Source organism: Streptomyces sp. NPDC005774, assembly GCF_042871645.1.
Lineage (GTDB): Bacteria > Actinomycetota > Actinomycetes > Streptomycetales > Streptomycetaceae > Streptomyces > Streptomyces pratens.
In genome coordinates this window covers 129,926-144,507 of the sequence record NZ_JBIAIV010000015.1, presented here as the reverse complement: position 1 = coordinate 144,507, position 14,582 = coordinate 129,926, and the positions used below count along the sequence as shown (strand labels likewise).

Below are 14,582 nucleotides of genomic sequence, written 5' to 3'. Positions count from 1 at the left end.
CCCGGCGCCGTGTGCAGCACGTCTCCCCTCACTCCCCCTCCGAGTCCCCGCCCCTCTCCAGACCTTCCTCCGGCTTCGGACCTCCGTCTCCCACCGGTCTGGCCCTCTCCGGCCGCCCCTCCAGCCGGAGCGCGTGGCGTTCCGCCGGACGGGCCATGATCCGGCGGGGGTCGGCCGCGCGGATGATGGCCGATTCGACGGCGGCGATGCGGTCGCCGAGGAGGGCGAGGGCGGCGACCGCGTGGGTGAGGGCGTCGTCGTCGGGGCCGCCGAGGGTGCGGGTGCGCAGGTGGGCGGCCTTGACCTCGTCCCAGCGGTCGGCCTGCGCGGCGGTGAGGGTGCCGCGCAGTTCGGCGAGTTTGAGCAGGTTCGCCTCCGCGCCGGTGGTGAGGGTCTGCGCCTCGGCCGCGTAGTGGTCGTCGACGACGGCGGAGAGTTCGGCGTCGTTCATGACCGGCTGGATCCGCTGGGCGATCTTGTTCATGTTGCGGTAGGAGCCCTGGAGGCGGAACGGCGGCTCGGTGCGGGCGTCGTCGGACTGGGCGGCGGAGGCGATGTAGGCCTTGTTCACCGCGAGGACGGTGCGGCGGGCGGTGAGCAGATGGCGCAGTACGGCCAGGACGCGTTCCAGTTCGGTGGGCGCGTACGGGTGGGTGAGCCGGTCGGCGTGGACGGTGGGGTCGCCCTCCGCGAGGCGGATCAGCAGGTCGAGGTCGCCGCGGTCGCGGCCGGCGAGCGGGGCGAGCACCGTGTTGGCGGTGAGCGCGTTCTCCACGAAGCTGGCCGCGAAGGCGTCGTCCTTGCCGGTGAGGACGTCCCCGAGGTTCCATACGTCGGCGCGGTTGGCCAGCATGTCGGGCACCCGGAAGAGGTCGCCGGACTCGGTGTAGGGGTTGCCGGCCATGCAGACGGCGAAGCGTTTGCCCCGCAGGTCGTAGGTGCGCGGTTCGCCCTCCCACACGCCCTCCACGCGGCGGGTGGCGTCGCACAGGGGGATGAACTTCTGGAGGAGTTCGGGCGAGGTGTGCTGGATGTCGTCGAGGTGGAGGAGCGTGTTGTTGCCGGCGGCCAGCGCGAAGTTGATCTTCTCGATCTCCTGGCGTGCGGTGGCGTTCGGCGCCTCGGCCGGGTCGAGGGAGGTCACCGAGTGGCCGAGCGCCGGTCCGCTGATCTTCACCAGGACGAGGCCCAGCCGGTCGGCGACGTATTCCATGAGGGTGGTCTTGCCGTAGCCGGGCGGGGAGACGAGGAGCAGCAGGCCGCCGGTGCCGGTGCTCCCCGACTCGCCGGTGGTGCCGAGCTGTTTGGCGAGGCTGTCCCCGATGAGCGGGAGGTAGACCTCGTCGACGAGGCGGTTGCGGACGAACGACGACATCACGCGCGGGCGGTGGTCGTCCAGGCGCAGCCGGGTGCGTTCGGCGGTGACCAGGGCGGTGCGGCGGCGCTGGAAGGCGCGGAAGGCGGGGGTGTCGCGGTCCCTGAACTCCTCGGTTCGGGCGAGGAATTCGTCCAGGCGCAGGGTGAGGCGCCGGTCGGTGACGCGGGGGTGGGTGCCGAGCAGGCCCTCCACGGTGACGGTGAGGGGCGCGTCGGACTCGTGGCGGGGCTGGTCCGGGCAGAGTTCGGCGGCGACGGCCTCGGCGAGGTCGCCGGGGGTGAGCCGGCTGCCGGTGGCGGCGGTGTACGCGGTCAGCCAGGCCTCGACGAGCTGGCGGCGGTCGGCGAGGGTTCCGAGGGCGGGCAGGTCCTCGTCGTAGGCCTCGGTGGCGACCGTGCGGCGGAACTTGTCGAGCAGGGTGCGGGTCTGCCCGCTGATGACGAACCCGTCCGGGCCGGTGGTGAGTTCGTCGAAGAGGTAGGCGGCGGCTGCCTCCGGGCGGGCCGGTGCGCCACCCGTACCGGCGCCGCCGTTACCGCCTCGGCCACCGCTCCCGTATCTGTCCCAGGCACCGCCCCGGCCGCCGTCCCAGTCGCCGATCCTGCGGGCGAGTTCGGCGCACAGGTCGGCGAGGGCCGGGGGCGGGCCGAAGGCGTCGCGGACGCGTGCGAGGGAGCGGGCCCGGCGGGTGAGGTCGGCGCGTTCCTCGGCGGTGGTGCCGTGGGTCCAGTGGAGCAGGGCGAGGGCGCGGGCCGCGGGCTCGTGGCGCAGGAGTCCTGCCCCGCCGTGCAGGGGCAGGACGGCGGTGAGCAGGGCGGTGGCGTCGTGGTCGTGGACGCCGCGCTCGTATCCCTCGTCGTAGGCTTCCTCGGCGGCCCTGCGTACGAGGGCGGCGAGGTCGTCGGCGCCGTGCAGGGCGTCGGGGCCGTGCTCGTGCAGCAGGCGGCCGGCGAGGTGTTCGGCGCGGTAGACCTCGGTCGACTCGGACGGCAGGTGCCGGTTCCAGTAGCGGCGGCCCTCGGCGAGGGCCGGGTCGGTGACGGGGGCGCGGTAGTCGGTGCCGGTGAGGGCGAAGGCGAGGCCGTCGCCCTGCGGGACGAGGGTGAGGTCGAGGGGCTGGGTGGTGACGGCGAAGCGGTGGCTGCCCAGGCGGAGGGCGCGACCGCCGTCGGCGTAGAGGTCGGTGCGGTCGCGCAGTGCGCGGGCGGCTTCCTGCCGGGCGGAGCGCAGACGGCCGTCGAGTTCCTCGGCCCGGACCCGGTCGCCGAGGTCGCGCAGTTCGCCGGCGGTGCGGCGGACCTTGGCGACCAGGGGGTCGGAGGCGAAGTAGGTGCTGACCTCGTCGGTGTCGGCGAGGGCCGCGGAGCGGCGGGCGATGGTCTCCAGGACACGTTCGGCGGCGGAGGCGAGCTGTTCGGCGCGGCGGGCGCGGGCGTCGGTGAGACTCTGTTTGCGGGCGGCGAACGCCTCGTAGATCTCGGTGCGTTGGTCGGCGAGTTCGCCGAGCACATCGTCGAACTCCGCGAAGCGGGACTCCAGGGTTTCCAACTGGGCCAGTACACGGGTCAGTTGTTCGTCGCAGGACTCGGGGTCGGCGGCGGCCGCGAGGGCGCCGGTGACGGTCTGGCCGAGCAGGGCGAGTTCGGCGGCGAATCCGGCGCGGGCCTCCCGGTCGCGCAGTCCGCGGCGGCGGGCGTCGAGGGTGGCGCGGGCGCGGTTGACGCCGCCGAGGGCTTCGGCGACGCGTTCCAGTACGGCGGTGCGGACGGTCGCGTCGCCGATGTCGAGTCCGGCGACGACTTCGGTCACCGTCCTCAGGCTGTCGGCGAGTTCGTCCAGGCGTGCGGCGACGGGGACGGCCTCGGCGGCGGTGTCGATCTGCTCGGCGTCGGCGAGAAGGCGTTCGACGTCGGCGTGGTGGGCGGCGAAGGCGTCCTCGTGGGCGAGGTGGGTGACCGCGCGTTGTCCGAAGGAGGCGAGGTCGGCTCCGGCCTCGTCGGCGAGTTCGTCGATGCGGGCGTGGTCGGCGTACCGCAGCTCCTTGAGGGTCAGCAGATGGCCCTGGGCGTGGCGGAGTTCGGTGAGGCCCTCGACCCAGGCGGCGGCCTCGCGGGGCTGCTCGCCGCGCAGCCGGCGCACCACGGAGCCGATGCGGGCGGCCGCCTCGTCGAGCGCTGCGGCGGCGCGGCGGCCGAGGTCGCGTACGGTCTCGAACTCGGCCAGGACCTGTTCGGCGGTGGTGCGCACCTCCTCCAACGGACTTCGCAGGTCGCCCAGTTCGGGTTCGTCGAGCCAGTGGTGGGCGTCGGCCGTGCGGACGCAGGCGGCGGCCAGCGCCTCGTACACCTCGGTCGTCGGGGTGGTCTCGGTGACCGAGCGGACCAGGGAGAGGCAGTCGGAGATGCCGCGGACGAGGTCGGCGTTGCCGACCCGGTCGAGGGGGCCGTCGCCGACGGGCCGGCCCGCGGCGTGGGTGTCGGAGACGTAGGGCGAGTGCCACAGCTGGAGCGGGTGGACGCGGGCGGGTTCGTCGCCGTCGGGCCGCAGCAGGGTCAGCGCGCCGTCGTCGAAGAGCGCCCAGCCGTGGCAGCTCAGCGGTGCGGCGACCTCCTTGCGGATCACGTTGTACGACAGGAGCAGGGCGCGGCCCCGGCCGGGTGCGTGGAAGGCGTACAGCACGTCCTCGCCGTTGGGCGAGCGCACCTCGCGTTCGAACTCCATGCCGTCCGTGTCGAGCCCGTACGTCTTGTGGGTGCCGGCGGCCAGGCAGTAGCCGCCGGGGAAGACGACGCCCTGGTCCCCGGGCAGGCGCCGGCAGTCCTGTCCGATGCCGTCGAGGCGGACCACGGTGCGGGTGAGGGTGTTGAAGACGAGGTGGCGGTGCGCGGTCTCCTTGTAGGGCAGGACGCGCAGCAGGATCAGCGCGCCGACGCGGGCGTACGCGATCTCGGCGTCGGCGAGGGACTGGAGCGGCTCGTCGACCGGTTCGGTGTGGATGCCGTCGGGGGTTTCGGTGTCGCTGTCCGTCCTGACGGTGAGGGTGCCGCCGAGCGTGTCGACGAAGACCTCTCCCTGGACGGAGACGTGCGGGTGCCGGCCGAGGACGTGGTCCTCGCGGGTGGTGCGGACCCATTCGATGTCCGGGGCGGGGGTGCGCGCGTGGTCGCGGTCGCCGCGCGCGTCGAGGAAGACCGCCCGGCCGTCCTCGGACACCGACCAGCGCAGGACGCGGATGTCGCCGGCCTTCTCGCCGGTCTGGAACACGGCGAGGAGCCTGCCGTCGACGCGGCGCAGCCGCAGCAGGCGGGCCTGGCGGTAGTAGCGGTGCAGGGCGGCGAACTCCCGTACGAAGACGGGGTCGTCGAGGAGGCCGGGCACGGCGTCGTCGGGCAGCCGGTTCAGGTCGCGGTCGTGGGCGGCGAGGACGTCGCCGACGGCGGTGTCCGTCTCCGGGCGGGGCTGGGCCCCGTGGCCGAAGAGGAGCACGTCACCCACGGCGACGATGTCGCGGGGCACGCCGGCGCGGTCGGTGCGCAGCCGTTCGGTGCCGGTCAGGCGCAGTTCGGCGGATCCGAAGGTGTCGATCCGGAGCCGGTTCAACTCCTCGGTACGCCGTGCGAGTTCGACGGCCTGCCCGGTCAGGCGGTCGCGCAGCACCTGGTAGGTGCCGCCGTCGACCGTCTCGTGGACGCCGGTGCCCGCCGTGGTGCCTGTGGTGCTGCCCGCGCCCGCCGGATCGTGCGCGCCCGCGGCGGACCGGTCACGGGTGCCCGTGCCGGACTGCCGGTGTGTGCCCGTGCCGGGCGTCTCCTGGGTGCCGATGGTCATGGCTGCCTCTCGAAAAGGAGCGGTCGGGGAGCCGCCGTCCCCTGTGCGGCGGCTCCCCGACCGGGGGGGGTGGTCAGGCCCTGGCGTGGCCGTTCAGCGCGGCCAACGGCGTGTCCGCGAGGCCCAACTCCCCAGCTCTTTCAATCAGTTGCTTGATCTGGCCAGTGTTCTCGCCGTCCGACTTCATCAGCTTCATGAGCAGCGCGGACACCGTCAGGTTCTGTACATCGGCGCTCGACACGGAGCCCAGGATCCGGCTCAGGTCGTCGGGGAAGCTCGCCGATCCGTCCAGCCACGGGCCGGCGAGGGCCTGGACGGTCCCGGAGTTCTGGACGAGCCCGTCGATGCCCTTGCCGAGCGCGATCGACGACATCAGCCGGTCGAAGAACACGGACTCCCCGCCGACGATGCTGATGTCGGCGCTCTCCAGACCGGTCGCGAGCACCGTGGCCTGCGCCTCGGCGACCTGCCGCTGCACCTCGAGCCCGGCGAGCCGTACGTCCTTCTCCGCCTCCAGGCGCAGCCGGTACTCCTCGTGTCCGCGGGACGCCTCGTCCAGCGCGGCCATCGCCGCGGCCTTCTCGGTGAGACCGGCGGCCTCCGCCCTGAGCCTGCTGCTGATGCCTTCCGCGTCGGCGAGCGCCTTGGCCCGCGCACCCTCGGCCTCGGCACGCATCCGGGCTTCGGACGCCTCGGCCTCGGCACGGCCGGCCTTCTCGATGACCTCGGCCTCCTTGTCGCGGACCTGCACGGCGGCCAGCCCTTCGGCGGCGGCCTCGGCCTGGATGCCCTCGGCCATCCGCAGCTTGGCCTGGGCGTCGAGGTCGGCGGTCTTCAACCGGGCCTCGGCCAGGGTCAGCTGCTCGGCGGCACGGTGCGTGGCGGACACCTCGGCGGCCTCCGCGGCCTTGATGTCCTTGACCAGCTTCTCCTGCGCCTCCGCCTCGGCGGCGATGATGACGGCCTGCCGCTCCCGCTCGGCCTCCTCCACGGCCCGCAGCCTCTTGATCGACTCCTCCTGCTCGGCGACCGTACGGTCCACCGCGACCCGCTCCCGGACGACCTCGGCGATGTCGCGCTTCTGAGCCTCGACCTCCTTGTCGGCGGCGATCCGGGTCAGCTCGGTCTCCCGCTCGCGGGCGATGACCTCGAGCATCCGGTCCTTCTCGATGCGCTCGCTCTCCACGGCGATGACCCGCTCGCGGTTCTTGGCGGCGACGGCGACCTCACGGGCCTGGTTCTCGCGCTGCACGCCGAGCTGTTCCTCGGTGCGCAGGAAGGCGCTCTGCGCGCGCAGCCGCTCCTCCTCCATCACCCGGGCCGTCTCGGCCTCCTCGCGGGCCCGCACGGTCTCGATCTCCCGGCGCTGCTTGATCTCGGCGTCGGTCTGCCGGCGCTCCAGCTCGAGGATCGCCTCGCGCGCGTCGACGTTCTGCCGGGTGATCTCCTTCTCCTCGCCGCGCTGGGCCTCGTTGGTGCGGACGTGCTCTATTGCCGTGAGCTCGGTGATCTTGCGGATGCCCTGCGCGTCGAGCACGTTGCCCGGGTCCAGTTGGGCGAGCGGCGTCTGCTCCAGGTAGTCGATCGCCGCGTCCTCGAGGTGGTAGCCGTTCAGGTCGATACCGATGACCTCGATGATCCGGTACCGCAGTTCCTCACGCTTGGTGTAGAGGTCGGTGAAGTCCAGCTGCTTGCCGACGGTCTTCAGCGCCTCGGAGAACTTCGCGTGGAACAGCTCCTGCAGCGTGTTCCGGTCACTGGCCCGCGCGGTGCCGACGGCCTGCGCGACCTTGATGACGTCCTCCACGGTCTTGCTGACCTTGACGAAGAAGGTGATGCGGATGTCCGCCCGGATGTTGTCCTGGCAGATCAGGCCTTCCTTGCCGGCCCGGGTGATCTCGATGGTCTTCACCGAGATGTCCATCACCTCGGCCTTGTGCAGCACCGGCAGCACGACCTGACCGGTGAAGGTCACGTCGACCTTGCGGACCTTGGAGACGATGAGCGCCTTGCCCTGTTCCACCTTCCGGAACAGCTTGGACATGAGGAACAGCACGACGAGTACGACGAGAAGGCAGACGCCGACGAGCACGGCGATGCCCACGGTGGCAGCATCCATGGGATACGTCCTTCGGAGCTGGGTGACGGACGGAAGTGACAGGTCGGCGCCGGGCGCCGGAAGGTGGGGCGGCGGGACCGCCCCGGTGCCGCCCGGCCCGGACGGCACGGTGACGGCGTGGTGGTGACGTGTCGTTCGAAGTGACGGCTGTGTGGCGGTGGCCCGGTGGTGCGGCACTCGCGGTCCGCACGGGAGCCGCGCGCCGGCTCCGCCACGAGACACGCCGGGCGAACCGCCCCGGTTCCCGCCGAGCCCGCCGAGCCCGCCGAGCCCGCCGAGCCCGCGGAACTAACGGGACGGCTCGGGTTCGTCGGGCAGCAGGCGGTGCAGCGGACGCACGAAGAAGCGGGTGAGCCGCCAGGCCACGAGCAGGGCTCCGGCCAGGGCCGGCAGACGCAGCAGTCCGGCGCCGGGTCCCTCGGGGACGTGCGCGTCCAGCAGCACGGTCACGCCGGTGGCCAGCAGCCAGGCGAACAGGGTCAGCAGGGAGAGCGCGAGGGCGACCGGCACCCCGCCCATCCCCCAGGCGTCGAGATCCGCGTCCGAGTCGAAGGCCTGCGGTGTGGTGACGCCGACGGCCACCAGCAGCCAGAAGCCGGCTGCCACGACGAGGGCGGCGGTGAGCAGGAGCGTGGGCAGGCCCGTGGCGGCATCCGCGATCATGTACATCCCCTGCCACCCCTTTCCCGGTCCCCGCGTCCCGCGTGCCGCGTCCCTCTTGACGGCTCGCGCCGCCGACCGCACCGGCCTCGCCGGTTCCGGAGCCCCGCACCTGCCGGTGCCAGGCACCGGAACCGTCCGCGGTGCTCCCCGCGGACCATGATGCCCGGCCGACCACCGCCCCCGCATTGCCGGGTTCCGGCAATGTTCACTAGGGTCTGCATGCCGGGTGTCGATCAAACCGCGCGTCAGGGCGGCGTCAAGGACGCATCAAAGACGCGTCAGGATTCGGGGGGCGATGTGGCGGAGCGGGAGATTCCCGAGGAGTATCTCGAAGGTTATGCCCAGATCCTGGGGGAGGTCGCGGCCACGGGCCGGCGCCTGTCCCGCGACGAGCTGGCCTCCCGCCGGAACCTGGGGGAACGGGCGGCGGAGGCCGGCTTCGGACTGCGCGCCCTGGTAAGCACCCACTTGACCGCCGCACGTGACGCCTGGCCGCGCGGCCGGGACGACTCGGCCGAGGAGGCGCTCGCCGCCGTCCAGCAGGCGGTGGACGCGTTCGCCGAGGGCTACGAGCGGGCGCAGCGGCTGGCCGTCCGTCAGGAGGAGGCGGCCCGGCGGGAGTTCATCGACGACCTCCTCTACGGCCGCAGCGACCTCGGCCGGCTCGCCGAGCGCGCCGAACGCTTCGGCCTGCGGCTCTCCCACGAGCACGCGGTCGCCGTCGCCCGTGGCCCCGTCGCCTACGACGAGGGGGACGCCGTGCCGCGGCAGGTGGAACAGGCCCTCATCTCCCGGTTCGGTGACCGCAGCATCCTGCTGACCACCAAGGACGGACGACTGCTGTGCGTCGCACCGGGGCACCAGGGCGAGGTGCTCACGTACTTCGCCAAGCAGGCGCACGCCGCCACCGACGGCGGCCAGGTCGCCATCGGCCGCCCGCAGTCCGGACCCGGCGGGGTCGTCCAGTCGTACGAAGAGGCCCTGAGCACACTGGAGATAGCCGAACGGCTGGGGCTCGACGAGCCGGTGCTGCGCGCCGCCGAGCTGCTCGTCTACCCCGTCCTCGCCCGCGACCGCCAGGCCATGTCCGACCTGGTCCACAACACCCTCGGCCCGCTCACCTCGGCCCGGGGCGGCGCCGAACCGCTCCTCGACACGCTCACCGCGTACTTCGACTCGGGCTGCGTGGCGGCGGAGGCGGCCCGCCGGCTCTCACTGAGCGTGCGCGCCCTGACGTACCGTCTGGAACGCATCCACAAGCTCACCGGCGCCAACCCGGCCGAGCCCGCCCACCGTTACATGCTCCAGACCGCGGTCATCGGCGCCCGCCTGCTGGCCTGGCCGGACGAACAGCTCTGATCCGGGGGCCGGCGGACAGGCCGGCGCGGTCCGGTCCGGCCGAACGGCAGGCGGGCGCCACCCGCCCGGTTGCGGGTCACTCAGCCGCGGGCCAGGGTGACCTCCTGCTGCTGGACCGCGTGGAACACGGGCAGCAGCAGGCCGTCGACCGAACGCAGCTCGATGAGGGTGGCCTCGACGTCGGCGGTGCCGGCCTCCAAAGCCTCGGAGGGGACCCGTCCGGTGTTCTCCCACTCGTGGGTCTCGCCGTCGCACACCGCCAGGGTGCCGCCGACGCCGTACCACGTGTGGGCGGTGCCCTGGTGGACGGAGGAGCCGACGAGGACCGGCCCGGAGGCGTCCAGGCAGCGGTATGTGCCGGAGAGGGTGACCGTGCCGTCGTCGGCGATCAGGCCCCCGGAGTCCACCGTCACGGTCTCGTGGACAGGAGCAGGTGCGGCGGCCGCCGGGGGCGCGGCCACGGCGGCGGCGAGCAGCAGCGCCGCACAGGCCGCCGCGCGGACGAGGACGGGACGCGCGGACCCGGGCACGGGTGCCGAAGTGGATACGGATACGGACACGGCACGACGGCACGACGCCCGCAGTCCCGCAGCGCCCCGCAGCCCCGGAGCGCGGCTCACACCGTCCCCGCCCCCGTCTCCTTCGGAGACAGGGTGTCGGCGACGGCGGCGCATCGGTCCTCGCCGGGGGAGGCCCCGGTGGCGGCGTGTTCGAGCAGTGCCAGCAGGACGCGCCGGTCCTCGGCCGGCAGACCGGCCAGCAACTCGTCCTCGGCCTCCTCGACACGTGTGTCGAGGTCGGCGAGCACGGCGCGGCCGTGGTCGGTCGGTTCGATCCGCCGGGCCCGCCGGTCGGCGGGGTCCGGCCGGCGCTCCACCAGCCCGCACTCCTCGAACCTGTCGAGCAGATACGTCATCACGGTGCGGTCGATGCCGAGCCGGGCGGCGAGCGCGGCCTGCGTGGGCGGCGCCTGGCGCACGACGGCGGCCAGCACCTGGTAGCCGCGCACTCCGTGCGGCAGGTCGCGCGACGCACGCTCGACGCGTGCGCTCCACTCCCGCAGCAGCACGGTGAGCGACCACCCCAACATCGACGGCTCGCCGTCTCGGCTCCGTCCCTGGCTCTGCTCTCGGACAGTCACCTCTCCACCCTAACGGAATACGATGCGGCCAAGATGAGTTGCTCTAAATATAGTCTGTAACACAGATTATCTAGCAGAAAGGGGCCCGCATCATGGACTACGGCCACGCACCCGCCTTCGGCACGTTCCTCACCCCGCAGAACCGCGAGCCGCAGCAGGTGGTGGCGCTGGCCGAGGTGTCCGAGCGCGCGGGACTGGACCTGGTGACGTTCCAGGACCACCCCTACCAGCCGGCCTTCCTGGACACCTGGACGCTGCTGTCGTACGTGGCCGCGCGCACCGACCGCGTCCGTCTCTCCGCCAACGTCATGAACCTGCCGCTGCGTCCGCCGGCCGTGCTGGCCCGCTCGGCCGCGAGCCTGGACCTGCTCTCCGGCGGCCGCTTCGAACTGGGCCTGGGCGCCGGGGCGTTCTGGGACGCCATCGAGGCCATGGGCGGCCGTCGTCTCACTCCGGGGCAGGGCGTGCAGGCGCTGAGCGAGGCCATCGACATCATCCGCGGCATGTGGGACGCCGGGAACCGTTCAGTGCTGCGAGTGGACGGTACGTACCACCGGGTCGACGGCGCGAAGCGCGGCCCGGCCCCCGCCCACGACGTGGGCATCTGGCTGGGCGCCTACAAGCCCAGGATGCTGCGGCTGACCGGGGCGAAGGCCGACGGCTGGCTGCCGTCCCTCGGCTACATGAAGGACGGCGACCTGCAACGCGGCAACAAGATCGTCGACGAGGCCGCCGAAGAGGCGGGACGGCACCCCTCCGAGGTGCGCCGCCTGCTGAACATCAACGGCGAAATCGGCGCCGCCGGACAGGGATTCCTGCGGGGCCCCGTCGAGCAGTGGGTGGAGGAGCTGACCGGTCTCGTTCTCCAGGACGGCATCAGCACCTTCGTTCTCGGCTCGGACGACCCGCGGTTCATCCAGGTGTACGGCGAGGAGATCGCGCCCGCCGTCCGCGAGGCGGTGGCGCGCGAGCGGACCGCTGCCGATGTCGTGCCCGCGGCGGCCCGCCGGGGCAAGGCCGCCGTCGCCCTGCGCCGGGACGGCATCGACTACGACGGCGTCCCGGCCGACCTGGCCGCCGACGCCGTCGAACCCGGCGACCGCGCCTACGAGTCCGTACGCCATAACTACTTGCGCGCCGGCTCCCCCGGCCTGCTGCTCCGCCCGCGCACCACCGAGCAGGTCGTCGCGGGTCTCGCGTACGCCCGCGCCCAGGACGTCCCGTTCGCCGTACGGTCGGCGGGGCACGGAATCAGCGGCCGTTCCACGAACAACGGCGGCATCGTGCTCGACGTCGCCGCGCTCAATGCCGTGGAGGTCGTCGACCCGGCGACGCGCCGGGTGCGGCTCGGGGCCGGCGCCACCTGGGGCGAGGTCGCCGAGGCCCTGGCCCCCCACGGGTGGGCGATCAGTTCCGGGGACTACGGCGGTGTCGGCGTGGGCGGTCTGGCGACCACCGGTGGTATCGGCCTGCTCGGCCGCGCGTACGGCCTGACCATCGACCATGTGGTGGCCGCGGAGGTCGTCACCGCGGACGGCCGGGTGCTGCGCGTGTCGAGCGAGGAGCACCCGGACCTGTTCTGGGGTCTGCGGGGCGCCGGCGGGAACCTCGGCGTGGTCACCTGGGTGGAGGTCGAGGCGATGGAACTCGGCGACGTCGTCTTCTCCCGGATGGTCCTGGACGCCCGGGACACGACCGGGCTGCTGCGGCGCTGGGGCGCCGCCATGGAGGCGGCTCCGCGCGAGCTGACGAGCTTCCTCATCCTGTCCCCCGCCCGGCACGGCAAGGACCAGGACGCGATCGCCCAGCTCATGACCGTGTACGCCGGTGACGACACCACGGCCGCGGTGCGCGAGCTGGAACGGCTCGCCGGGGCCGGTCCGCTGCTGGACCACCAGGGCTACGTGCTGCCGTACCCGGGCGTGGTGCAGAAGGGGGACAGGCAGCACTCCGGGGGAGGGAACCCCGCCGTGCGCTCCGGCCTGGTCACCCACCTCGACGACGACGTGGCCCGCGCCTTCGGGCGGGTCGCCGGCTCCGGGCTGTCGTACTTCCTCCAGATCCGCGCCACCGGCGGGGCCGCGCACGACCTGGCCCCGGACGCGACCGCCTACCCGCACCGGCACCAGAACTTCCTGCTCACCGCCATGGGCGCATCGCAGGACCGGCTGAACGAGGCCTGGGACACGGAAGTCGCGCCGCACACCGACGGCCTCTACCTGTCCTTCGACACCGACCTGCGCCCCGGACGCCTCACCGACGCCTTCGGCGCCAACCTCGCCCGGCTGCGTCGGGTCAAGCACACCTACGACCCTGACAACGTCTTCAGCGCCAACTTCCCGATCCGTCAGGCGGACGCGGACGCGTCGCCCGGCGCATGAACCGCTCCCGCACCCCCTGATCACCTCGCCCCGCCTCCCCCGTACCGGAACCTCCTTGTCCGGTACGGGAGATGACCAGGTGTGATACCGATGCCCGGGGGAAGGATGCCGATCGGCACGACCTAAGATGATCAACGTGTCCGACCAGCCTGCCCCACGGTCTCTCATCGTCACGCTCTACGGCGCGTACGGCCGCTTCGTGCCGGGCCCCGTGCCCGTCGCCGAGCTGATCCGGCTGCTGGCCGCGGTCGGCGTCGAAGCTCCCGCCGTGCGTTCCTCGGTGTCCCGGCTCAAGCGGCGCGGGCTGCTCCTGCCGGCTCGTACCGTCCAGGGTGCGGCCGGCTACGAACTCTCGCCGGAGGCCCGCCGGTTGCTGAACGACAGCGACCGCCGCGTCCACGCCTCCGCGCGTCCCGGGGACGAGGGCTGGGTGCTCGCCGTGTTCTCCGTGCCGGAGTCCGAGCGGCAGAAGCGTCACCTCCTGCGCTCCCGCCTGGCCGGCCTCGGCTTCGGCACCGCCGCCCCGGGCGTGTGGATCGCGCCGGCCCGGCTGCACGAGGAGGCCAGGCACACCCTGGAGCGGCTGGGGCTGGACGGTTACGTCGACCTCTTCCGCGGCGAGCACCTCGGGTTCACGCCCACCGTCGAGGCGGTCGCCCGCTGGTGGGACCTGGCCGGGATCGCCGCGGAGCACGAGGCGTTCCTGGACCGTCACGCACACGTGCTGGACGCCTGGCGGCAGCGCGAGGACACCCCTCCCGAGGAGGCGTACCGCGACTACCTCCTCGCCCTCGACTCCTGGCGCCACCTCCCCTACACCGACCCCGGGCTGCCTCCCGGGCTGCTCCCCGAGGGCTGGCCGGGAACCCGCTCGGCGAGCGTCTTCCACGGTCTGCACGCACGCCTGCGGGACGCGGGGGCGGTCTTCGCGGGCCTGTGACACGTGCCACGTGACATGTGACGGGTGACGCACGGCTCGCGAGGCTTCCCTCCGCCGGTGGCGTCACTCGTCCGTGACCACCGCCGTCATCGCTCATCCGTGACCATCGTCATGATTGCGCCACAGGTGGACTGGGCATGATCGGTGCGGCGGGTTCCGGGGGTTGTCCGGCGGGCGAGGGAAGCCCTCACGGCTGCACTCCCGGAAGCATGACGTCCGTCACAGGTCGACGACACCTCCTGGGGGTGGCGCCGTACCATTGAGTAATTGAAAGCAGGACCGCCTGCCTGCTCTCCATGATCGGATACAGCGTGTACGAACCTTCGACCTCCGCCTCCTGGCGCGTCGCACTGCCGCACACCACCGCGGCCGTGCCCGTCGCCCGTGCGCTGGTCCGTACCGCGCTGGCCGAGCGGGAGCATGCCGCGGACCGCGACACCGCGGAGCTGCTCACCGCCGAACTGGTGGCCAACGCCGTGGAGCACACCTCCGGGGGCCATCCGATCGAGCTGGTGGTGGAGCTGCTGCCCACCGGGTGCCGGGTCGAGGTGCACGACACCGATCCGGAGCCGCCCGGCGATCTGACCCGCCCGTCCCGCAGCGAGCCGGACCCCTGGCAGGAGCATGGGCGCGGGCTGCTGCTGATCCGCGCCCTGAGCGCGTCGTGCGGGCACCGCCCGACCGAGTCCGGCAAGGCCGTGTGGTTCCGGCTGCCGGCGGTGCCGCGTCAGCGCAGGCCCGACTGAGCGGACCGCGGCGGGTTCCGTCCTCGC

Annotated in this window: 9 protein-coding genes; 4 read left to right on the top strand and 5 right to left on the bottom strand. The window is 73.0% G+C overall.

What is annotated here, in order from left to right:
• Positions 1–28 precede the first annotated feature (28 nt).
• From ACFYQA_RS16650 to ACFYQA_RS16640, 3 genes are all read right to left on the bottom strand, one after another.
• A complete protein-coding gene (locus ACFYQA_RS16650) occupies positions 29–5,206 on the bottom strand; it encodes a DNA repair ATPase (protein WP_388917578.1) in 5,178 nt (1,725 codons plus the stop codon).
• A 73-nt stretch (positions 5,207–5,279) separates the two neighbouring features.
• A complete protein-coding gene (locus ACFYQA_RS16645) occupies positions 5,280–7,325 on the bottom strand; it encodes a flotillin family protein (RefSeq protein ID WP_388917575.1) in 2,046 nt (681 codons plus the stop codon).
• Positions 7,326–7,613: 288 nt separating this feature from the next.
• A complete protein-coding gene (locus ACFYQA_RS16640; RefSeq protein ID WP_388917572.1) occupies positions 7,614–7,988 on the bottom strand; it encodes a hypothetical protein in 375 nt (124 codons plus the stop codon).
• A 297-nt stretch (positions 7,989–8,285) separates the two neighbouring features.
• On the opposite strand from ACFYQA_RS16640, the gene ACFYQA_RS16635 reads away from it, so the two are divergent.
• The gene (locus tag ACFYQA_RS16635; protein ID WP_388917569.1) at positions 8,286–9,347 is read left to right on the top strand and encodes a PucR family transcriptional regulator; all 1,062 of its coding nucleotides are present in this window, start codon (positions 8,286–8,288) and stop codon (positions 9,345–9,347) included.
• 80 nt (positions 9,348–9,427) lie between these two features.
• Here the strand turns inward: ACFYQA_RS16635 and ACFYQA_RS16630 are convergent, their stop codons facing one another.
• Both ACFYQA_RS16630 and ACFYQA_RS16625 read right to left on the bottom strand, forming a co-directional pair.
• Positions 9,428–9,907, bottom strand: a complete 480-nt coding sequence (locus ACFYQA_RS16630; protein WP_388917566.1) for a DUF6299 family protein — start codon at positions 9,905–9,907, stop codon at positions 9,428–9,430.
• Positions 9,908–9,963: 56 nt separating this feature from the next.
• Positions 9,964–10,488 carry a MarR family winged helix-turn-helix transcriptional regulator gene (locus tag ACFYQA_RS16625; protein WP_388917563.1) on the bottom strand — a complete coding sequence of 175 codons (525 nt, stop codon included), beginning with the start codon at positions 10,486–10,488 and terminating at the stop codon, positions 9,964–9,966.
• Positions 10,489–10,580: 92 nt separating this feature from the next.
• On the opposite strand from ACFYQA_RS16625, the gene ACFYQA_RS16620 reads away from it, so the two are divergent.
• The 3 genes from ACFYQA_RS16620 to ACFYQA_RS16610 all read left to right on the top strand — a co-directional run bounded on the left by ACFYQA_RS16620 (position 10,581) and on the right by ACFYQA_RS16610 (position 14,555).
• Positions 10,581–12,869, top strand: a complete 2,289-nt coding sequence (locus ACFYQA_RS16620) for an LLM class flavin-dependent oxidoreductase (protein WP_388917560.1) — start codon at positions 10,581–10,583, stop codon at positions 12,867–12,869.
• A gap of 127 nt (positions 12,870–12,996) precedes the next feature.
• Positions 12,997–13,809, top strand: a complete 813-nt coding sequence (locus tag ACFYQA_RS16615; RefSeq protein ID WP_388917557.1) for a PaaX family transcriptional regulator C-terminal domain-containing protein — start codon at positions 12,997–12,999, stop codon at positions 13,807–13,809.
• 296 nt (positions 13,810–14,105) lie between these two features.
• Positions 14,106–14,555, top strand: coding sequence for an ATP-binding protein (locus tag ACFYQA_RS16610; RefSeq protein WP_388917554.1), 450 nt, complete (start codon positions 14,106–14,108; stop codon positions 14,553–14,555).
• Positions 14,556–14,582 lie beyond the last annotated feature (27 nt).